Annotated in this window: 17 protein-coding genes; 8 read left to right on the forward strand and 9 right to left on the reverse strand. The window is 74.6% G+C overall.

The genetic code is table 11. From position 1 onward, the window contains the following. Window positions 1-15 precede the first annotated feature (15 nt). Entirely contained in the window at window positions 16-3,207 is a 3,192-nt protein-coding gene (locus ACJ6WD_RS01120) for a cytochrome P450 (protein ID WP_407614950.1), read from the reverse strand. 146 nt (window positions 3,208-3,353) lie between these two features. On the opposite strand from ACJ6WD_RS01120, the gene ACJ6WD_RS01125 reads away from it, so the two are divergent. The 5 genes from ACJ6WD_RS01125 (at window position 3,354) to ACJ6WD_RS01145 (ending at window position 7,599) form a co-directional block, all read left to right on the forward strand. Further along, window positions 3,354-4,094, forward strand: coding sequence for a PAS domain-containing protein (locus ACJ6WD_RS01125; RefSeq protein ID WP_331249183.1), 741 nt, complete (start codon window positions 3,354-3,356; stop codon window positions 4,092-4,094). A 36-nt stretch (window positions 4,095-4,130) separates the two neighbouring features. Next, complete coding sequence (locus ACJ6WD_RS01130; protein WP_016575016.1) at window positions 4,131-4,592, forward strand: universal stress protein; 462 nt, start codon at window positions 4,131-4,133, stop codon at window positions 4,590-4,592. Between the two features lie 317 nt (window positions 4,593-4,909). Further along, window positions 4,910-5,536, forward strand: coding sequence for a hypothetical protein (locus ACJ6WD_RS01135; protein ID WP_233656561.1), 627 nt, complete (start codon window positions 4,910-4,912; stop codon window positions 5,534-5,536). A 286-nt stretch (window positions 5,537-5,822) separates the two neighbouring features. Next, a complete protein-coding gene (locus ACJ6WD_RS01140; RefSeq protein WP_016575010.1) occupies window positions 5,823-6,038 on the forward strand; it encodes a dodecin in 216 nt (71 codons plus the stop codon). Window positions 6,039-6,159: 121 nt separating this feature from the next. After that, the gene (locus ACJ6WD_RS01145; protein ID WP_233656559.1) at window positions 6,160-7,599 is read left to right on the forward strand and encodes an amino acid permease; all 1,440 of its coding nucleotides are present in this window, start codon (window positions 6,160-6,162) and stop codon (window positions 7,597-7,599) included. Here ACJ6WD_RS01145 and ACJ6WD_RS01150 read toward each other — a convergent pair. Further along, a complete protein-coding gene (locus tag ACJ6WD_RS01150) occupies window positions 7,526-8,575 on the reverse strand; it encodes an ArsR/SmtB family transcription factor (protein ID WP_407614951.1) in 1,050 nt (349 codons plus the stop codon). The genes ACJ6WD_RS01145 and ACJ6WD_RS01150 overlap by 74 nt on opposite strands. Window positions 8,576-8,689: 114 nt before the next feature. Between ACJ6WD_RS01150 and ACJ6WD_RS01155 the strand changes: the two genes are divergently transcribed. The 3 genes from ACJ6WD_RS01155 (at window position 8,690) to ACJ6WD_RS01165 (ending at window position 12,819) form a co-directional block, all read left to right on the forward strand. Next, the gene (locus ACJ6WD_RS01155) at window positions 8,690-9,892 is read left to right on the forward strand and encodes an MFS transporter (RefSeq protein ID WP_376446175.1); all 1,203 of its coding nucleotides are present in this window, start codon (window positions 8,690-8,692) and stop codon (window positions 9,890-9,892) included. A gap of 278 nt (window positions 9,893-10,170) precedes the next feature. Next, window positions 10,171-12,576, forward strand: coding sequence for a GH92 family glycosyl hydrolase (locus ACJ6WD_RS01160; protein WP_407614952.1), 2,406 nt, complete (start codon window positions 10,171-10,173; stop codon window positions 12,574-12,576). 69 nt (window positions 12,577-12,645) lie between these two features. Next, the gene (locus ACJ6WD_RS01165; protein ID WP_407614953.1) at window positions 12,646-12,819 is read left to right on the forward strand and encodes a hypothetical protein; all 174 of its coding nucleotides are present in this window, start codon (window positions 12,646-12,648) and stop codon (window positions 12,817-12,819) included. A gap of 28 nt (window positions 12,820-12,847) precedes the next feature. Here the strand turns inward: ACJ6WD_RS01165 and ACJ6WD_RS01170 are convergent, their stop codons facing one another. The 7 genes from ACJ6WD_RS01170 to ACJ6WD_RS01200 form a co-directional block, all read right to left on the reverse strand. Beyond that, entirely contained in the window at window positions 12,848-13,060 is a 213-nt protein-coding gene (locus tag ACJ6WD_RS01170; RefSeq protein WP_016576356.1) for an EF-hand domain-containing protein, read from the reverse strand. An 80-nt stretch (window positions 13,061-13,140) separates the two neighbouring features. After that, entirely contained in the window at window positions 13,141-15,606 is a 2,466-nt protein-coding gene (uvrA, locus tag ACJ6WD_RS01175; protein WP_407614954.1) for an excinuclease ABC subunit UvrA, read from the reverse strand. Between the two features lie 61 nt (window positions 15,607-15,667). Further along, entirely contained in the window at window positions 15,668-16,963 is a 1,296-nt protein-coding gene (locus ACJ6WD_RS01180; RefSeq protein ID WP_407614955.1) for an NAD(P)/FAD-dependent oxidoreductase, read from the reverse strand. Further along, on the reverse strand, window positions 16,960-17,154 hold the full coding sequence (locus ACJ6WD_RS01185) for a ferredoxin (RefSeq protein WP_016577284.1): 195 nt from the start codon (window positions 17,152-17,154) through the stop codon (window positions 16,960-16,962). The genes ACJ6WD_RS01180 and ACJ6WD_RS01185 overlap by 4 nt, the downstream gene beginning before the upstream one ends. Before the next feature lie 62 nt (window positions 17,155-17,216). Beyond that, window positions 17,217-18,446, reverse strand: coding sequence for a cytochrome P450 (locus tag ACJ6WD_RS01190; protein ID WP_331249176.1), 1,230 nt, complete (start codon window positions 18,444-18,446; stop codon window positions 17,217-17,219). 245 nt (window positions 18,447-18,691) lie between these two features. Then, a complete protein-coding gene (locus ACJ6WD_RS01195; RefSeq protein WP_407614956.1) occupies window positions 18,692-19,312 on the reverse strand; it encodes a TetR/AcrR family transcriptional regulator in 621 nt (206 codons plus the stop codon). A 149-nt stretch (window positions 19,313-19,461) separates the two neighbouring features. Next, a complete protein-coding gene (locus ACJ6WD_RS01200) occupies window positions 19,462-20,652 on the reverse strand; it encodes a CapA family protein (RefSeq protein WP_407614957.1) in 1,191 nt (396 codons plus the stop codon). Window positions 20,653-20,686 lie beyond the last annotated feature (34 nt).

Below are 20,686 nucleotides of genomic sequence, written 5' to 3' on the forward strand. Positions count from 1 at the left end.
GCGCCCCGTGGCGCGTCAGCCCGCCGCGTAGACGTCCTCGACGTAGCGGCCGGCAGCGGTCAGTTCGCGCAGCCACGCCTGGGACTCCTGCTCCGACGCGCCGGTGCGCTCGCGGTGCACCGCGCGGAAGGCGTCCCGGACCCCGGGCGCCATCCGGCTGCCGTCGCCGCAGACGTACACCCGGGCGCCGGCCCGCAACAGCTCCCACACCTCGGTGGCCTCGGCCGCGATCCGGTGCTGGACGAAGCGGTGGCCGTTCTCGGGGCGGGCGCTGAAGACGGGGCGGACGGCGACGGCGCCGGCCCGCTCGGCGGCGGCGAACTCCGCGGCGTGCAGGTAGTCGCCGTCGGGGTCGTCGCAGCCGAAGTAGAGCCGGGCCGGGGTCGTCCGGCCGGCCGCCACGCGGTCGGCGACGGCGCCGCGGAACGGCGCCAGCCCGGTGCCGGCGGCGACCAGGACGACCGGGGTGTCGTCGTCCGGGTCGAGACGGAACGCCTCCCGGCACGGCTGCACCCGGGCCAGCACGGTGTCGCCGGGGCGCACGGCGTGCAGGTGCGTCGAACCGGTGCCTCCGGGCAGCAGCGAGACCATCAGGTCGGCGTGGCGCGGGTCGGCGGCGGGCGACGAGGACAGCGAGTAGTGGCGGGTGCGCAGCGGCGGCAGCAGTTCCAGGACCACCGGCCAGGGCAGCGCGCCGCGCAGCGCGGGGTGCGCCTCGATCAGCTCGACGAGGCTGCGCGGATCGTCGTCCGGGAGGTTCTCCAGGGCGTGCCGCTCGGGCGGGCAGGGGTTGTGGGCGGCGAGCAGGGCCCGCTGTTCGGGTGTCGGGCGCATGCCCAACTCCAGGTGATGGGTGAGGAGTTGCCGCACGGTCAGCGGCCGGTCGATCGGCAGCGTGTCGCGGGCCGGGCGGCCCGTGGGCGGGCGCAGCGCCAGCACGGAGTCCGGGTCGACGCCGAGCGCGGCGGCGGTGCGGGCCACCGCCTGGGGGGTGTTGACCGGCAGCACCGCGAGGTGGTCGGCGGTGCGGTAGGTGACGCCGTCCGGGAGCGCCAGGCGCAGGAAGCGCTTGGGCCGGGACCAGCCGTCGGCGGTCAGGTCGTACGCCTCGGTGACGGTCATCGGGACGAGGTCGTGCCGGGCGGTGAGCGCGTCGAGCGGGCCGCCGGTGAGCGCGGTGACGGCGTAGCCGGTGTCGGCGCCGTCCGCGCCCCGGTCGCCGATGCTCGCCGGGTCACCGTGCCGGATGAGCAGCTCGGTACGCAGGGCCGCGCCGAACTTCCGCACTGCGCCGGCGAGTTCACCGGAGGCGTCGGCCTCGGCGCGGGGCAGCAGCCGCTCGCCGCCGAGGGCGGCCAGCCGGTCGTCGAGGAAGGTGGGGACCTGCTGGTAGGTGGCGGCCCAGTTGCGGTCGCCGACGCCGAGCACGGCGTAGTGGACGCCGGCCGCGGCGCCCTCCGGGGCGGTGCCGAGCCAGGCGGTGAACGCGGCGGCGTCATCGGTCGGTTGGCCGTTGTACGAGGCGGCGACGAGGACGACGGGGCGGTCGGTCGGCAGGCTACCGGCGTGCGCGTTCAGCGGCGCGACCTCGGTGGCGAAGCCCAGGGCGGTGGCCTCGTCGGCGAGCCGCTCGGCGAACTCCCGGCAGGTGCCGTAGTTGGTGCCGTGCAGCAGGAGCAGTCCGGTGCCCTGCCCAACGCGGGTGGGCAGACCCTCGTCGGCCGCGGCGTCGGTGGCGTCGCCCGCCGCCCCGGCGGGCCCACCGGGCAGCACGGCCAGCGCGCTGCGCACCGCGGCCCGGTCGGCGGGGGTGCGGGGGGCCAGGGCGAGGGTGAAGCCGTCGGGCTTGAGGGTGAGGGTCTCCTTGACGCGGAGCCGGTAGTCGGCGTGGTCGACGAGCCGGTAGCGGTGCACCAGCAGGGCCAGCAGCATGGTGGCCTCGTGCAGCGCGAACTGCCGCCCGATGCAGGCGCGTTCACCGGTGCCGAACGGCTTGTAGGCGTGCGGGGAGCGGGCCGCCTCGGCCTCCGGCGTGAAGCGGAACGGATCGAACGCCTCGGGGTTGTCGCCCCAGACCGGGTCGCGGTGCAGCATCGGGGTCAGCACGGTGACCAGGGACCCGGCGGCGACCGGGTAGCGGCCGCCGAGGACCGTGTCGGTGCGGGCCTGACGGGTGAAGGCCGCGGCGGTCGGCCACAACCGCAGCGTCTCGTTGAGGACCTGACGGGTGAACGCCAGCTTGCCGATGTCCTCGAACGTCGGGTCCGGGTCCGCCTCGTCGCCCCACAGTTCGTCGGCCTCGCGCTGCACCAGGCGCAGCGCGACCGGGTCCTTCAGCAGGTGGTAGAGGGCGAAGGAGAGCGCGCCGGAGGTGGTTTCGTGACCGGCGATGAGGAAGGTGATGACCTGGTTGCGGATGTTGGCGAGGTCGAGGGCCGGCCCCTGGTGCGCCGCTTCGCCCTCCCCGGCGGCGAGCATCAGGCCCAGCAGGTCGTCGTCGCGGCGCTCCCCGCTGGCGGTGCGGGCGGCGATCACCTCGTCGACGACGGACGCGAGGTAGTCGGCGTCCACCCGGAACGCCGCGTCGGCGGCGGTGTGGTCGGCGTCGGGCTGCCGGGCGAACTTCGTCATGCTCCACTCCAGGCAGCGCACCATCGCCTCGACGAAGGGGTGCGGGGTGTCCCGGGAGAACGACTCGAAGTCGAAGCCGAAGCCGGCCAGTCCGATGGTGTCCAGCGTCATCCGCGTCATGTCCTCGGCGACCGCGACCGGGCGGCCCTCGGCCATCCGGCGGTCCCAGGACGCGGTGACCCGGCGGGCCACCTTCAGCATCGCCGGGTGGTAGGTCCGCATCGAGCCCAGGGCGAAGGCCGGCATCAGCAGCTCGTGCGCCTTGGCCCAGTTGGGTTCGTCGTTGTAGGCGGTGAACAGACCGTCACCGGCGAACTCCCGCACGTTCTCCAGGACCACCGAGACGCCTTTGGCGAAGCGGGTCTCGTCGGAGACCTCGGTGACCAGGTCGACGGAGGAGAGGAAGAGCGTCTCGTGCGCACCGAACTTGCGCACGTAGGCCGGGCCGTGGATCCGGGCGAGGTCCATGGCCTGCTGGAGGGGGGTGCTGCTGATCCCGGTCGCCGTGAGGTCGGCGACCGGGACGCCCACGGCGCTGGCGCGGTCGCCCGTCTGGGGCGCGATGGTGTCGGTCATGTCTCCAGCGTGACCGGCCCGATGCCCGCCCCCGCCCCGGGGAACTGCATGATTGTGCAGTGGTTCGTCGTCGCGTGCCCTTGCGCCTGCGGCGAGGATGGGGCTAGGGACGGCTGCTGGACGGAAGAAAGGGCGGAATCCGGACGATGGGCAGGGCGACGCACGGCGGTGCGCCGGAGGACGACACCGGCACGGACTGTCCGCGCCCCGGGCCGCCGACCCTGCCCGCGCCGCCCCCGGCCAGCGCCTACCGCGACTACTTCGTGATGCTGCTGGACCGCATCCCCACACCGATCGCGGTGTGCCGGGCGGACGGCCAGGTGCTGATCGCCAATCCGGCGATGGCGGCGCAGTGGGGCGCGGTCCCCGGTCAGCTGCGCGGCCGCAACCTGCTCGACCTGTTCCGGCCCCGGGACCCCGCGCAGATCGCCCGGATCATGGACGCGCTGCGGCTGGGCCGGCGGTCCCGCTACCCGGTCGAGGTGCGGTGGCGGACCGGGCCCGACGAGCCCGAGCGGCAGGGACAGCTGACGATCGATCCGGTCGGCGACCCGTCCGCGGCACAGCCGTCGCTGCTGGCCCTGCTGCGCGAGGACACCGGATCCACCGCCGCGCCGGCGGCCGTGCCGCGCGCCGCCACCAGCCCCGTAGAGGCCCGGATCCTGGCGCTGGCCGCCGGCGGGGCGACCACCGCCGCGATCGGCAGCGCACTGGGACTGACCGTCGACGGCGTGAACTACCACCTCACCCGGCTGGCCCGCCGCTGGCACGTCCAGGGCCGCACCGCACTGGTGGCCAAGGCGTACGTGCTCGGGGTGCTCGCCGCGGACCGCTGGCCGCCCGCGCCCGCGGCGCCCGACAACGGCGCGCGAGCGCCCGGCCCCTGAGTTCGACCGCCCGGGCGTGCGGATAACCTGCCTGGTGTGGAGGACAACGCAGCCGCGCCGTTCGAGCGCGGAACGGACGGCCCGAAGGTCATCGTCGTCGGCGTCGACGGCTCCGACTCGTCCTGGCGGGCCGCGGCGTACGCGGCCGGGCTGGCCAGGCGGCAGGGGTCGAAGCTGGTGATGGTCTACGTCCAGCCGGTGCTGGCGACCGGGGCCGCGTTGGGCGCACCGGTCATGGACACCACCAACGAGGTCGCCGAGGAGCTGATGGCCGAGATCCGCAAGGCCACCGAGCGGCTCGACGGGATATTCCACCTGCGGTGGGAGTTCCACACGCTGCGCGGGGACCCGTACAACGGCATGGTGCAGATGGCCGACGAGCTCAAGGCGGACGCGGTGGTGGTCGGCGCCTCGGAGTCCGCGGGCCACCGCATCATGGGCTCGGTCGCGGTCCGGCTGGTCAAGGCCGGCCGCTGGCCCGTCACGGTGGTGCCCTAGCGTCCCTGATCGGACGTGCTCCGGCGGAGGTTCTCCGGCAGGGGGATTTCGGGGCCGGGACCGTACTCGGGCGAGTGCGGGCCCGGCGGTGAACGGGCTGCGGGCGTTACACCTGCCGGTCCCCTTCGCCCCCTGCGCGAACTCCCCGGCGCGCCCGAAACGCCATGCACCAGGCCCACGTTGACGTCACCGCTCGCCAGTCAGGGGGACGGCAAGCCCGGCGTACTCCCTCACCTTCGACCGCGTCCGCCCTGCTGAACTCCCTTCCGGCCTCCCGGAACGTGAACGCGGGGGCGAACCCCCGTTACCCTGCCCCCGTGAACGGTACGGATGGGGTGCGGGGTGTTCCCGACTGGCGGGTGCTCATCGTCGGGGGCGCATCGGGGATGGGGAAGACCGGCGTCGGCCGGGCACTGGCACGACGCTACGACGTCCCCGTCGTGGAGGTCGACGACATCGTGGAAGCCCTCCTCGCGGTGACACGGCCCGAGCACCTGCCGGAGGTCCACTTCTGGCGCACCCACCCGGAGGCCGCCCGTCAGGCGCCCGCATCGGTGGTCGAGCGGCAGATCGCGATCGCCGAGGCGCTGGCGCCGGCGATCGAGGCGGTGGTGGCCAACCACGTGGGCACCGACACCCCGGTGATCCTGGAAGGGGACTACGTCCTGCCCGGACCGGCGACGCCCGGAGGTCCGGTCCGTGCCGTCTTCCTCCACGAGGACGACGAAGCCCAGGTGACGGCCAACTACCTGCGCCGGGAACCGGAGGCCGGACCGCAGCGCCATCGCGCACGCGTCAGCGTGCTGTACGGCCGGTGGCTCGCCGCGCAGGCACGGGCCGCCGGCGCGTCGGTCGTCGCCCCTCGTCCATGGGATGACCTGGCCGACCGCGCCGCCGAGGCGGTGGAAACGCGCGACGCCACGGCCGCCGGCCACGCCTCATAGGTACGGCGCGCCCCGGAAACCACCGTCAGCAGCCCCGCTCGGCAGCGGAGCGGCTCCCCACTCCCCGCCGACGTACGCGGCCAGGAGGCGCGCGTCGATCGCCTCGCCGAACCAGGCGTCGAACAGCCTCTGCGCCGAACTCGCCATCGCCGACCGGGCCGCACTCCACCTCGCGGCCGCCGCCCGCCCCCGTACACCCCCGGTCCCGGCCCGCTGGTGGGGTGGGCCGGGGTGAGGCACGGTGGAAGGTGGACGGGGGGAGCGCCGCCCCGATGAGGGAGAGATCGTGACCGACCGCACGTACCGCGTGACCGAGATCGTGGGGACGTCCCAGCAGAGTGTGGACGCCGCCATCCAGAACGGCATCAGGCGCGCCTCAGGCACGCTGCGCAATCTCGACTGGTTCGAGATCACGCAGGTCCGCGGCCACATCATCGAGGGGCGGATCGATCACTACCAGGTCGGTCTGAAGGTCGGTTTCCGGTTGGAGGAGGCGGGCTGAAGCCCCGGGGGCCGAATGGCTGCCCGCCGCCGCGTCGCCTTCGTACCGCGCCGCCGGCGGTCCATGATGATCCGCCGTCGAACCACGACGGGCACGTACCGAGCGTACGGAAGGATCACGCATGGCACGCCTGCTGCGCGCGGGTCAGGGCGTCTGGCGCCGCAAACCCATCGAGCACATCGAGGAGCCGGAGGGCACGGCGGGCCAGCAGCTCACCCGTGAGCTGGGGCTGTGGCAGCTGACCGCGATCGGCGTCGGCGGCATCATCGGCGCCGGCATCTTCACGCTGGCCGGCACCGTCGCCCATGAGAAGGCCGGCCCCGCGGTCCTGGTCTCGTTCCTCATCGCGGGCGTGGCCAGCGCCGCGGCGGCGTTCTCCTACGCCGAGTTCGCCGGGCTGATCCCGAAGGCCGGCTCCGCCTACACCTACGGGTACGCGGTGTTGGGCGAGCTCGCCGGCTGGTTCATCGGCTGGGACCTGCTGTTGGAGTACACCGCGATCGTGGCGGTGGTGGCGATCGGCATCTCCGGCTATTTCGGCTTCCTGCTCGGCGAGATGGGGCTGAAGCTGCCGCTGTGGATGCTGGGCGCGCCGGGCACCGGCCCGGGGCACCGGGTGGACCTCTTCGCTTCGGTGCTCTGCCTGTTGATCGCCTACCTGTTGACGCTGGGCATCAAGAACGCGGCCCGCTTCGAGACGATCGTGGTCGGACTGAAGGTGCTGGTGGTGCTGGTCGTCGTCGGTGTCGGCTTCTTCCACCTCGACACCGCCAACTACCGGCCGTTCTTCCCGTTCGGGGTGACCGGCGCGTTCACCGGGGCGGCCACCGTCTTCTTCGCGGTGTTCGGCTACGACGCGATGAGCACCGCGGCCGAGGAGTCCAAGGACGCCCAACGCCACATGCCCCGGGCGATCATGTACTCGCTGGCCGTCTCGATGGTGCTGTACGTGCTCGCCTGCCTGGTGCTGACGGGCATGCAGAACTACCGGCACATCGACCCGGAGAGCGGCTTCTCCACGGCCTTCAAGTCGGTCGGGCTGGACGCGTTGGCGGACGTGATCGCGGTCGGCGCGATCATCGGCATCCTGACCGTGATGTTCACCTTCATGCTGGGGGTGACCCGGGTGTGGTTCGCCATGAGCCGGGACGGGCTGCTGCCCAAGTGGTTCGCCAAGACCAGCGCCACCCACCACGTGCCGGTGCGGGTCACCTGGATCGTCGGCGCGGCGTCCGCGCTGATCGCCGGCTTCCTGCCGATCGGGGAGGCCGCCGAACTGACCAACATCGGCATCCTGCTGGCCTTCGTGGTGGTGTGCGTCTCGGTGATCGTGCTCCGCTACAAGCGCCCCGACCTGCCGCGCACCTTCCGCACGCCGGGCATGCCGGTGGTGCCGGCGCTCGGGGTGTGCTTCTCGCTGTGGCTGATCACCTTCCTGGAGTGGCAGACCTGGGTGCGGTTCGCGGTGTGGTTCGTGATCGGCCTGGTCATCTACTTCTCGTACTCCTACCGCAAGTCGGAGTTGGCGACGGCGGACCGGACGGCTCCGGGCCCGCGGTGACGGCCCGTACGACCGCCTCGCCGGCGTCCGTCCGGCGGTAGAGCACGCTGCGCCCGGCCCGGCGGCGGGCGATCAGGCCGGCGTCGCGCAGGACTTGGAGGTGCCGGCCGACCGAGCCCAGGCCCTGGCCGGTCAGGGCCACCAGCTGGGTGGTGCTCTTCGGCGCGCCCAGCAGCATCAGCACCGCCGCCCGGCCGCCGCCCAACAGGGCCGTCAGCGCGCCCGGGACCGGCGGGCGGTCCGGCTCGGCCAGCGCGCCGGAACACGGGTAGACCACCGCGGAGCGCGGCGGCGTGCGCCCGTCGGTGTCCCAGGAGAGCCAGGACTGCTGCGGGGTGACCGGGACGAACAGCAGGTGGGCACCGGTCAGTTGGCGTGCCGGATGGTCGTGCGCGGTGATCTGCAGGCGGTTCGCGCCGAGCCAGCGCAGGCCCGGGCGCATCCCGTCCAGCGCCGCGACCCAGCCGCCGCTGCCGAGCCGGGCGGTGCGCGCCAGCACGTCGGCCTCCAGCACCCGGCGACGGCGCGGCCAGTCCGGCAGCACGGTGCGCCGCCAGACCCAGTCCAGCAGCGCGGCGGCGCGTTCCGGCAGGTCGGCGCGGTGGCGCAGGGCGGCCGGGAGCGGGGCGCCGGCCAGGGCCTCGGCGAGGTCGGCGCGGGCGGTGGCCGGCGGGGTGTCGCGGATCCGGGCGAGTTCGGCGGGGAAGTCCTGGTCGGCGTCGCCGGTCGGGGCGGGCGTCAGGAACGTCGCGTTCCAGGTGGGGCGCAGGGCGCAGCGCACCAGGAGGGCGGTGGGCGGGTCGGCGGCCAGAAGGGCGCGGTAGGCGGGCAGGTGGGCGTCGAGCCAGGCGCGTTCGCCCGGGTGCGCGGCGGTGCCGCGGTGCAGCGTCTTCAGGGCCGCGGTGGTCTCGGCCAGCGGCGAGAGGGCGAACCGGCCCGCGGCGAGGGTGTCCGCCGTGATCTCCCACCAGCCCACGCCACCGCCCCCGTTCCGTGCTCCCACCGTGCGCGCCCGGCGCGGGCCCCGCACGGGTTTCGCAGGTCCGCGAAACTGTACGCCGCGCGCCCCGGCGGCCCGGACACTCCCGCCATGCGCAGCTATCGCGAGCTCTTCCGCACCCCGGAGTTCCGTCCGCTCCTGATCGCCTCCACCGGGCAGGTGGCCGGTCAGACGGTCGGCGGCCTGGCCCTCGGCACGCTGGTGTACGGGACGACCGGCTCCCCGCTGTTGTCGTCGCTCGCCATGTTCGGCCCGTCCTTGGCGCAGGTGGTCGGCGCGGCCACGCTGCTGTCGGCGGCCGACCGGCTCCCGTCGCGCGCCGCGCTGAGTGCCCTGGGGCTGCTGCTGGGCGCGGGCACCGCCGTTCAGGCCGTCCCCGGTCTGCCGGTGGCCGCGGCGTTCGCCGTGCTGATGGTGCTGGGGGTGCTCTCGTCGCTGGGCGGCGGGGTGCGCTACGGGCTGCTCGGCGAACTGCTGACGCGGGACGGGTACCTGCTGGGCCGCTCGGTGTTCGCCATGGCGTCCGGGGTGGTGCAGATCTGCGGCTTCGCGGCGGGCGGGGCGCTGGTGGCGGCGGTGTCGCCGCGCGGGGCGCTGCTGGTCGCGGCCGGGCTGCATGCCGCCGGTGCGGTAACGGCCCGCCGCGGACTGGCCCGGCGACCGCCGCGCGCCGCCGGCCGCCCCTCGCCGGCCGCGACCTGGCGCACCAACGCGGTGCTGTGGGCCGACCGGCGGCGGCGCCGCGTCTACCTCGCGCTGTGGGTGCCGGGCGGCCTGATCGTCGGCGCCGAGTCGCTCTACGTGCCGTACGCGCCCGCGCTGGCGGGGCCGCTCTTCGCCTGTGGTGCGCTCGGCATGCTGGTCGGGGACACGGTCGTCGGCCGGTTCGTGCCGCGCCGCCGGGCGGACCGCCTGGTGGTGCCGCTGTGCCTGCTGCTGGCCGGCCCGTACCTGGTCTTCGCGATGCGGCCGCCGACGGCCGTGGCGGTGGCGGCGGTGCTGCTCGCCACCGTCGGCTACGCCTCGGGCCTGCTGCTCCAGGACCGGCTGATGGCGCTTACCCCCGAGGAGCTGAGCGGTCACGCCCTCGGGCTGCACTCCGCCGGCATGCTCACGCTCCAGGGGGTGGGCGCCGCCCTGGCCGGTGCGCTGGCCGAGTGGACGGCACCGGGGCGGGCGATCGCGACGCTGGCCGGGGCGTCGCTGGTGGTGACGGCGGTGCTGGCGCCCGGACTGCGGGCGCAGCCGGCGCTCCACACGGCGACCGCGGTGGGTGCCGCGCACGACGCCTGACGCCGGACGGGGTCGGCCGCGCCGCCGCGTCCGCCGCCGCACCGCGCGCCACCGCCGCCCGACGATCCGGTGCCACCACCGCCACCGGGGCAGGCGGAGGCGCGGAACGTACGCCCAGACGTCCACGGCGGGCTCGGTGTCGCGCGGGCGGCGGCGCAGGAGTTGCAGGCCCGTGGGCGAGCGGGGTTGGCGCATCGGGCGCCCTTGACGCGCCGTGGTCGGGGCCCAAGAATGACCCCGCCGTGACAACGTTGTCGGCCCCTCCTGGAGGTCTGCCCATGCCCTGGACCAGACGCAACCGGCCGCGCACCGCGGGCGCCGCGGTGGCGGCCGTGCTCCTCGGGAGCGTGCTCACCGCCCCGGCCGCGCACGCCGCCCCCGCCGAGCCGTCCGGCGGCCGCCTCACCGACCTCGTCAACCCCTTCATCGGCAGCAAGAACGACGGCAACACCTACCCCGGGGCCGCCGTGCCGTTCGGCATGGTGCAGCTCTCGCCCGACACCGGGCACACCACCGGCTACGACTACGACGACGACCACATCCGCGGCTTCAGCGCGGTGCACGTCTCCGGCGTCGGCTGCGGGCTCGGCGGCGACCTGCCGGTGCTGCCGACCACCGGCGACGTCACCGAGACCGACTACGCGAAGTACGCCGCCGGGTACACCCACGACGGCGAGGCGGCCCGGCCGGGCTCCTACCGCGTCCGACTCACCTCGTACGGCGGGATCACCGCCGAGCTGACCGCGACCGCCCGCACCGGCAAGCAGCGCTACACCTTCCCCGCCACCGACAAGGCCAACGTGCTGCTCAACGCCGGCCAGTCGCTGCACCGGACGGTCTCCACGCACGTCGAGGTGGTCGACTCCCGCACCCTCCGCACCACGATCACCGGCCGCGGCTTCTGCCAGGACACCCGGCCGTACACCGTCCACACCGTCACCCGCTTCAACCGGCCGTTCACCGCGTACGGGACGTGGCGCGGCGACACCGTCACGCCCGGCTCCCGGGACTCCACCGCGCCGGGCCGGCACGGCGCCTACGTCCGGTTCGACACCCGCACCGACCGCGTCGTCGAGGCGACGACCGCGCTCAGCTACGTGGACGCGGCCGGTGCGGCCCGCAACCTCCGTGTGGAGGGCGGGAGTTCCTTCGACGCGGCGAAGGCGGCGGCGGACGCGGCCTGGGAGCGGCGGCTCGGCACGGTGCGCGTCCGCGGCGGCGACCGCACGCTGCGCCGGACCTTCTACTCCGCCCTCTACCGCTCCTTCCTCGCCCCGAACGTCGGCAGCGACGTGGACGGCCGCTACACCGGATGGGACCAACGCCCGCACCGGGAAAGGGGGTTCACCTACTACCAGAACTGGTCGCTGTGGGACACCTACCGGACCCAGACCCAGCTGCTGTCGCTGCTCGCACCGCAGGAGGCGCGCGACATGGCCCTGTCGGTGCTGCGCATCGGCGCGGAGGGCGGCTGGCTGCCCAAGTGGGGCTACGGGACGGTCGAGACCAACATCATGACCGGCGATCCGGTGACCCCGTTCCTGACCAACGCCCACCGGCAGGGGCTGCTCAAGGGCCACGAGGAGGAGGCGTACGCGGCGCTGAGGAAGAACGCCGACGGGGTGCCGCCGGCAAACTCCCCCGCGGTCGGCCGGGAGGCCAACGCCGCGTACGTCAAGAACGGGTACGCGCCATACCTCAAGGGGCGTCCGCACACCAAGCCCGGTGACTCCGACTTCGACCACGGCGCCTCGGCGACCCTGGAGTACGCCCTGGCGGACGCGATGCTCGCGCAGATGGCCCACGACCTCGGCCACCACGCGGACGCCGACCGGTACGCCGCCCGGGCCCTCAACTACCGCACCCTCCACGACCCTTCCACCGGCTTCTTCCGGGCCCGGGACGGGCAGGGGGCGTTCACCGGCCCCGCCGACCCGGCCAAGAGCGAGGGCTTCCACGAGGGCACCGCCTGGCAGTACCAGTGGCTGGTGCCGCAGGACCTGCCGGGGATGGTGGCGCTGATCGGCGGCAAGACGGCGGCCACGGACCGGCTGGACTCCTTCTTCGCCTACCGGCAGTTGCTCGCCGATCCGGCGAGGACCGCCCGCGAGGTGTGGGTGAACGGCCCCTACGACTACTACAACGCCGACAAGTACAACCCGCAGAACGAACCCGACCTGATCGCCCCGTACACCTACCTCTCCACCGGCCAGCCCTGGAAGACCACGGACGTGGTGCACGCCGCGCTGACGCTGTTCACCGACACCCCCACGGGCATGACCGGCAACGACGACCTGGGCACGATGTCGGCCTGGATGGTGCTCTCCGCGATCGGCGTCTTCCCGGTCCAGCCGGGCACCGACACCTGGGGCCTGAGCACCCCGGTCTTCGACCGCGTGGACCTGGCACTGGACCGGCGCTACTACCCCGCCGGCCGCTTCACCATCACGGCCCCCGGCACGTCGACCAGCCACCGCTACGTGCAGTCCGTACGGCTCGACGGCACGCCCCGGGACCGCACCTACCTGACCACCGCCGACCTGCGCGCCGGCCGTGAACTCCGCTTCGCGGTGGGCCCCGAGCCGTCGCGGTGGGGCACCGGCGACCGGGCGGCCCCGCCGCCGGTGGGCACGCCGGGGGCGCTCGCCTCACCCCCGCACCAGCACGACCAGCGCGAGCGCTGAGAGCACGGCGGCGGAGACCAGGATCCGGGCCGGTGACCCGGCCGACCGGCACCCGCTGCTGCTGGCGGCGTGCGCGGCGGCGGGGTTCGCGCCGCGGTGCGGGTGCCGTTGCGCGGGGCGCCGGTCTTGGTGCGGCGCTTCGTGGTGGTGGTGCGGCGCGGCAGTGCCGGGCGGCCCCCGTCCGCCCGCGCCGTGGCGGCGCTGCGCGAGGTCGCGGACGAACGGACGGCGAAGGGGGTGTGAGACCGGGCCGCGGGCCCGGTCCCGCGGCTCAGCCCTGGACGGACTTCCAGAACTCGTCGAACGACATCAGGCCGTCGCCGTCGGTGTCCTTGGCCTTGATGACCGCTTCGGCCACCGGGCCGGTGACCAGGTGGTCGCCCATCTCGGCCATCGCGTGCTTGAACTCGTCCGGCGTGACCCGGCCGTCGCCGTCCGCGTCGAACCGCGCGAACGTGGCCCTGGCCTGCTCTATGTCTGCCACGGGTGGTGCCCCTTCGTCGTGCCGCGGCCGCCGTGTGCCGGAACCGCGGGGTGATCTGACCCGCGTACATTAGCGGACCGTCAAGAACGGTCCCGGCGGGCCCCGTAGCGGGCGAGATAGCGGGCGGTGCGGCTGCCGGGGGCCGCGGCGACCTCGGCGGGAGTGCCGGCGGCGACGATCCGGCCGCCCTCCGCGCCACCGCCGGGACCGAGGTCGATGACGTGGTCGGCGCCGGCCACGACGCCCATGTCGTGTTCGACGACCACGACGGTGTTGCCCGCGTCGACCAGGCCGTGCAGTTGGCACAGCAGCACCTCGGTGTCGGCGGGGTGCAGGCCGGTGGTGGGCTCGTCGAGGAGGTAGAGGGTGTGGCCCCGGCGGGCCCGCTGGAGTTCGGCGGCGAGTTTGATGCGCTGGGCCTCGCCGCCGGAGAGTTCGGTGGCGGGCTGGCCGAGGCGCAGGTAACCGAGGCCGACGTCCTTCAGGGTGCGCAGGCTGCGGGCGGCGGCGGGGACGTCGGCGAGGAACTCCGCGGCGTCGTCGACGGTCAGGCCGAGGACGTCGGCGATGGTGCGGCCGCGGTGGGTGATCTGGAGGGTCTCGGGGTTGTAGCGGGCGCCGTGGCAGTCGGCGCACGGGGCGTAGGTGCCGGGCAGGAAGAGGAGTTCGACGGCGGTGAACCCCTCGCCCTGGCAGGTCCCGCAGCGGCCGGCCGGGACGTTGAAGGAGAACCGGCCGGCGGTGTAGCCGCGGGCGCGGGCCTCGTCGGTGGCGGCGAAGACCTTGCGGACGGCGTCGAACAGGCCGGTGTAGGTGGCGAGGTTGGAGCGCGGGGTGCGGCCGATGGGCTTCTGGTCGACGCGGACCAGGCGGTCGACGGTGTCCAGGCCGGTGGTGGCGGTGAGCCGGGCGCGCACCGCCGGACCGGTGTCGTGGTCGTCGCCGGGCTCGTCGGTGTCCGGTCGGGCGGCCGCGGCACCCAGGCGGTCCTGGACGGCCTCGGCCAGGACCCGGGTGACCAGGGTGGACTTGCCGGAGCCGGAGACGCCGGTGACGGCGGTGAAGACGCCGAGCGGGAAGGCCGCGTCCAGGTCGCGGAGGTTGTGCAGGGTGACGCCGTGCAGGGTCAGGGTGCCGGTGGGGGTGCGCGGGGTGCGGGCGGGCGGCGGTTCGGCGGCGAAGAGGAAGCGGCGGGTGGCGGAGTGCTCGGCGTGCGCGAGGGCGGCGACGGGGCCGCTGTGCAGCACCCGGCCGCCGTGCTCCCCGGCGCGCGGGCCGATGTCCACGAGCCAGTCGGCGCGCCGGACCACGTCCATGTCGTGTTCGACGACGAAGAGGGTGTTGCCGGCTTCCTTGAGGCGGCCGAGGACGGTGAGCAGGGCTTCGGTGTCGGCGGGGTGCAGGCCGGCGGAGGGTTCGTCGAGGACGTAGACCACGCCGAAGAGGCCGGACCGCAGTTGGGTGGCCAGGCGCAGGCGTTGGAGTTCGCCGGCGGAGAGGGTGGGGGCGGGCCGGTCCATGCTGAGGTAGCCCAGGCCGAGTTCGGTGAGGACCTCGATGCGGGCGACCAGGTCGCGGGCGAGGGTCGGGGCGGGGTCGTCGCCGGGGCGGGCGGCGGTGGGGCGGAGGAGCTCCGCGAGGGCGCCGAGCGGGAGGCCCGCGAGGGTGGCGATGTCGCGGCCCTCGAAGGTGACCGCCAGCGCCTCGGGGCGCAGCCGCCGGCCGTCGCACACCGGGCAGGGCTCGGCGGTCAGGAACTGGCGGACGCGTTTGCGCAGCGTCTCGCTCTTGGAGTCGGCGAAGGTGTGCAGGACGTAGCGCCGGGCGCTCATGTACTGGCCCTGGTAGGGGCGTTGGATGCGGCCGGCCTCGCGGACCGGGTGGACGGTGACGACGGGTTGTTCGTCGGTGAACAGGATCCAGTGCCGGTCGGCCGCCGGGAGGTCGCGCCAGGGGCGGTCGACGTCGTGGCCGAGGGTGGCGAGGATGTCGCGGAGGTTCTTGCCCTGCCAGGCGCCGGGCCAGGCGGCGACGGCGCCGTCGCGGATCGAGCGTGACGGGTCGGGGACGAGGGAGTCCTCGGTGACGCGGTGGACGGTGCCCAGTCCGTGGCACTCCGGGCAGGCGCCGGCTGCGGTGTTGGGCGAGAAGGCGTCGGAGTCGAGCCGCCCGGTGCTGCCGGGCGGGTAGTCGCCGGCGCGGGAGAACAGCATCCGCAGGGTGTTGGAGAGGGTCGTGACGGTGCCGACGGAGGAGCGGGAGGTGGGCGCGGAGCGCCGCTGCTCCAGCGCGACGGCCGGCGGCAGCCCGCTGATCTCCTCGACCTTGGGCGCGCCGACCTGGTGGATCAGTCGCCGGGCGTACGGGGCGACCGACTCGAAGTAGCGGCGCTGCGCCTCGGCGTAGAGGGTGCCGAAGGCGAGCGAGGACTTGCCCGATCCGGACACCCCGGTGAACGCGACCAGCGCGTCCCTCGGGATGTCCACGTCGATGCCACGGAGGTTGTGCTCACGGGCGCCGCGCACCCGGACGTACGAGTCGGTCATCCCTCCATGATCGGACACCGTCCGCGGTGCGCACGGCACCCGTGCGCGGCGGGCGCGGACGTCAGCCGGCGGTGGTGGCCTCCCGGAGCCGGTCGCGTGCCTCCTCCCAGGGGACGGGGGTGGCGACCAGTGCGCGCAGCGTCCGCAGTTGACGCGGCGGCAGGGCGCAGGCCAGGACGCCGACGGCCCGGCCGGCGCGGCCGAAGAGCACCACGGCGCGGCGGGCGTCCCGGTCCAGGACGGTGGTCTCCACCTGGTCGGCGCCGGTGGTCAGGCCGTACGCCTGGAGCTTGAGGCCGTACTGGTCGGACCAGAAGTACGGCACGGGGGCGAACGGTCGGCGCTCCGGCGGCTGCGCACCGTCTCCGGCGGCTTCCGCGGTGCCGTTGACGGCTTCGGCGGTGAGTTCGGCGACGAGGTTGCGGGCGGCCGCCATGGCCTGCTCGGTGGCGTTCATCCGGTGCTCGAAGCGGAGCGGGCGGCCGTGCGCCGGGTGCTCCCAGCGGGCCACGTCGCCCGCGGCGTAGATCCCGGGGGCGGCGGCGCAGTACGCGTCGCAGCCCAGGCCGTCGGTGGTGTCCAGTGCCGGGTCGGTCAGCCAGCCGACGGCGGGCTCGGATCCGATGGCGAGCAGCACCAGGTCGGCGGGGAGCCGGCTGCCGTCGGCCAGGCGGACGCCGTCGACCTGCACCGGGCGGTCCGCGGCGGCGTCGGCGGGCTCGAAGGCGGCCACCTCGCCGGTGAGCAGCCGGACGCCGCGGGCCCGGTGCTCGTCGGCGAGGAGTTCTCCCATGCCGGGCCCGACGGCGGCGGCCATCGGGACTGTTTCCCGGCCGATCAGGGTGACCTCGTGTCCGAGCTCGCGGGCCACCGCGGCGGCCTCGCAGCCCAGGACGCCGTTGCCGACCACGACGAGCCGGCGGGGTCCGCCGGACAGCCGGTCGCGCAGCGCCAGTGCGTCGTCGAGGGTGCGCAGGGTGAAGACGCCGGTGAGGCCGTCGGCGGCGGGCAGCGTGCGGGCGGCCACGCCGGTGGCGATGATGACGCCGGCGCAGGCCAGGCGCTGGCCGTCGTCGAGGGTGAGGGTGCGGGTGGCGACGTCGAGACCGGTGGCCCGGGTGCCGAGCCGCAGGTCGAGGTCGAGCGGGGCGAGCTGCTCGGCGGTGCGCAGCATCAGCCGCGCTGGTTCCCAGGCGCCGTGCAGCAGTTGCTTGGACAGCGGCGGCCGGTCGTACGGGAGGTGGGGTTCGTCGCCGATCAGGGTCAGCGGGCCCGTCCAGCCGGCCCGGCGCAGGGCCTCGGCGGCGGTGATCCCGGCCGCGGAGGCGCCGACGACGGCGATCGGGCGGGTCGTCATTCCTGCACCTCGATCACGGCGGCGGGGCAGATGGCGGCGGCCTCGCGGACCGCGGTGTGCTGTTCGGCGGGGGGTGCGGCGTCGAGCAGGACGACCACGCCGTCCTCGTCGCGCTGGTCGAAGACCTCGGGGGCGATCAGCACGCACTGGCCGGCGGCGCAGCACTTGTCGGCGTCAAGGGTGATCTTCATGGCGGTGGCTCCGTGGGGGTCGGTGGGGGCGGTGGGTCGGCCGGTGCGGCCGGTGCGGCCGGTCACCAGGTGACGGGCAGGGCGTGGCAGCCGTAGATGGCCATGTCCGTGCGGAACGGGATCTCCTCGACCGGCACGGCGGGCCGCATCGTGGGGAAGCGGCGGAGCAGGGTGGCTATCACGACCTGGAGCTCGACCCGGGCCAGGGCCTGGCCGAGGCACTGGTGGATGCCGTAGCCGAAGGCGACGTGGTGCTGGGCGTTGGCCCGGCCGACGTCGAGGCGGTCGGGGTCGGCGAAGACCGTGGCGTCGCGGTTGGCGGACGGGACGGCCACCACGACGCCCTCGCCGGCGCGGATGAGCTGTCCGTCGATCTCGATGTCGGTGGTGGCGACGCGGCGCGGGCCGTTGCGGATGATGCTGTGGAAGCGGAGCAGTTCTTCGACGGCGCCGCGGATCAGCGTCGGGTCCTGGCGGAGCCGCTCGGCGGAGCCGGGGTCCTGCATCAGGGTGAGGGCGCTGAGGCCGATCATGTTGGCGGTGGTCTCGTGCCCGGCGATCAGCAGCAGGGCGGCGAAGGCGGCGACGTCGTCGTGGGTGATCTCGCCGGTGCGCTGCTGCTCGACGATCAGCCGGCCGAGGATGTCGTCGCCCGGCTCCTTCTCCTTGGCGGTGACCAACGCGTCGAGGTAGTCGCGGAGTTCGCCCCGCGCGGCCTCGCGCGCCGGCTCCGCGATGGTGCGGGAGAGCAGCTTGCCGGTGAGCCGCTGGAAGACGTCGTGGTCGTCGTAGGGGACGCCCAGCAGCAGGCTGATGACGAGCGAGGGGACGGGCAGGGCGAGCGCCTCGATGAGGTCCACGGGCTCGCCGGCGCGGCGCTCCATGGCGTCGCACAGCTCGTCGGTGAGGCGCTGGATCTCGGGGCGCAGCGCCTCGACGCGCTTGACCATGAACTCGCGGGTGACCATCCGGCGGAGCCGGGTGTGCTCGGGCGGGTCCATGCGGATGAAGCCGCGGTTCTGTTGGTTGCCGCCGCCGGTCATGCCGCTGAGCGGGTAGCCGTGCAGGGTGGTGTCGGAGCTGAAGCGGGTGTCGCCGAGGATCGCGCGGATGTCGGCGTAGCGGGTGGCCAGCCAGGCCCAACTGCCGTCGGGGAGCGAGATCTTGGAGATCGGCTCCTCGGTGCGCAGGGCGCCGAACTCGGCCGGGGGGTCGAAGGGGCAGCCGCTGGGGGGTTCCACGGGCAGCGGTGCCGGGGCGGCGGGAACTGTCGTGTCGGTCATCTCGGTCATCTCGCTCCTCGCGCGCACACCGGTCGGGTGTGCGCCATGAGTCGATCCATCGCCTAACAACCGTAAACTTACATCCGTAATGATCGGGTAAACGCCTCGGGGATTTCCGTGGAACGTGACGAACGGAACACTCCTCGCCCGCCTGCGGGTACGCGTGAGGCCCCGGCCGACGGGCGGCCGGGGCCTCAAGGGCCTCAGGGGCCTCAGGGGCCTCAGAGAGAGGGGTGGAAGGGTCCGGGGAGGGGTCAGTGCTCCAGCAGCAGTTGGAGGAGTTCCTCCACGAACCCGTCCAGTCGGCTGGTGTCCTTGCGGCTCGGCATGACCTGCCAGATCATCACCCGGCCGTGCACCGCCGACCACAGCAGGTACGGCGCCTCGGCCCGCGAACCGCGCACCCGCCAGCCGGCCTCCTCGCAGGCGGTCAGCGCGTGGTGCCAGCTGCGGACCAGCAGCCCGGCCGGGTGGCTGGCGAGCCGCTCGGGGCCGACGGGCGTCTGCCGGGTCTCGTAGAGCAGGCGGTAGTTCGCGGGGTGCTCTATGGCGTAGCGGCAGTAGGCCCGCAGCTGGGCGCGGAGCCGGGCCACCGGGTCGTCCTCTTCGGCCTGCGCGGCGGCGTCGGTCATCGCGTGCGCCAGCCGTTCGTAGCTGACCTCGAGGGTCGCCCAGACCAGTTCGGTCTTGTCGGCGAAGTGCCGGTAGATGCTCGGCGCGGCGACGCCGGCTTCCCGAGCCACCGCACGCAGCGACAGCGCGTCCTCGCTGCCGACCTCCTCCAGGAGGCGTTCGGTCGCCCGCAGCAGCTCCTCCCGCAGGCGCTCGCCCTGCCCCCGCGGGTTACGGGGCCGGACGGCCGCACTCTCGCTCACTGCCCTCCGGTCCTTTCCTGGCCTGGCCGATCCGGTCGTCGGCGGGGTCGTCACTCTTTCACCAGGGTTTCACACCGCGCGGGCGGACCGTACCGGAGGACCACGGTCCGGCCGGTTCGCCGGTCGGCGCCCGCGCCGCGGACCGCCGCTCAGCGGCGGCGCACCAGCCCGTCGTCCGCGGCGCCGCGGCTCAGCACGGCCCGGTCGATCTCCTTCCGGACGTCGTCGTGGCCGCGGGTGCGGGTGAGGTCGAGGGCGCGCACCGGCGGACCGACGTCGGTCAGCAGCGGGACGTACTCGGCCCGGGTGACCCGCCAGCGCCCACCGGGTCGGGCGGGCGGGGCGAACCGGAAGCGGGCGGCGGCGCCCCAGTCGCCGCGGGCCTGCGTCATCACACCGGCGAGTTGATCGCCGAGCCCGTAGACGACCCAGGTCCCGCCGACCTTCTCGAAGGGCTGCGGGGTGTGGGCGCGGCTGCCGACGATCAGGTCGATGTCGGGGCGGCCGTCGGTGCGGGCCGCGGCCAGGAGGTGGGCGAGCCGGAGCTGGCGGGCGTCGGGGGCGGTGCGGTACTCGGTGCCCCAGTAGGGGCTGACGACCACCACGTCGGCGCCGGCCCGGCGGGCGGCCCGGGCGTCGGCGACGATCCGCGCCGGGTCGAGCGGGTTCAGCATCCAGGGCGCGTCCTCGGGGGGCCGGCCGCCCTCGGCGTCGTAGGTGTAGGCCAGGTGGGCCACCAGGGCGCCGCCGGGGGCCCGCAGCAGGGCGGGGCGGGCGGCCTCGGCGGGGTTCCGGGCCGTACCGGTGTGCCGCAGGCCGACCGTGTCCAGCGCCTCCAGGGTCCGGCGCACGCCCTCCTCGCCCTGGTCGAGGGCGTGGCTGGAGGCGGTGGCGCAGGAGTCGAAGCCGGTGGCCTTCAGAGCCGTGGCGATCTGCGGCGGGGCCTGGAGTTCGGGGTAACCGGTGAACGGGCCGCCCAGCGGGCCGAGCGGCGCTTCGAGGTCGCACAGCGCCAGGTCGGCGCCGGTGACGACGGGGGCGACGCCGCGGAGCATCGGTCGGAAGTCGTAGCCGCCGTCCACCGGCGCGTCGTCCCGCGCCGTGTCGAGCACGTCGGGGTGGGCGGGGATGACGTCACCGGTGGCGACCAGGGTGAACGACCGGGCCGGGGCCGCGTCGGCGGGGCGGGCGCGGTGGGGCGGGGCCGGCGGGTCGGGGCGGCGCTCGGCGGACGGCGGGGTGGATCGGGGGGCGCGCGGCGGGTCGTCCGGCCGGGCGCCGCAGCCGACGGCCAGCCCGACGAGCAGCACCGCCGTCGCATACCGGGTGAACGCGCTCATGTCCGACAGATATCAGTCACTTCCCGTCGGAATA

Source organism: Streptomyces sp. VTCC 41912, assembly GCF_045799175.1.
Lineage (GTDB): Bacteria > Actinomycetota > Actinomycetes > Streptomycetales > Streptomycetaceae > Streptomyces > Streptomyces albulus_C.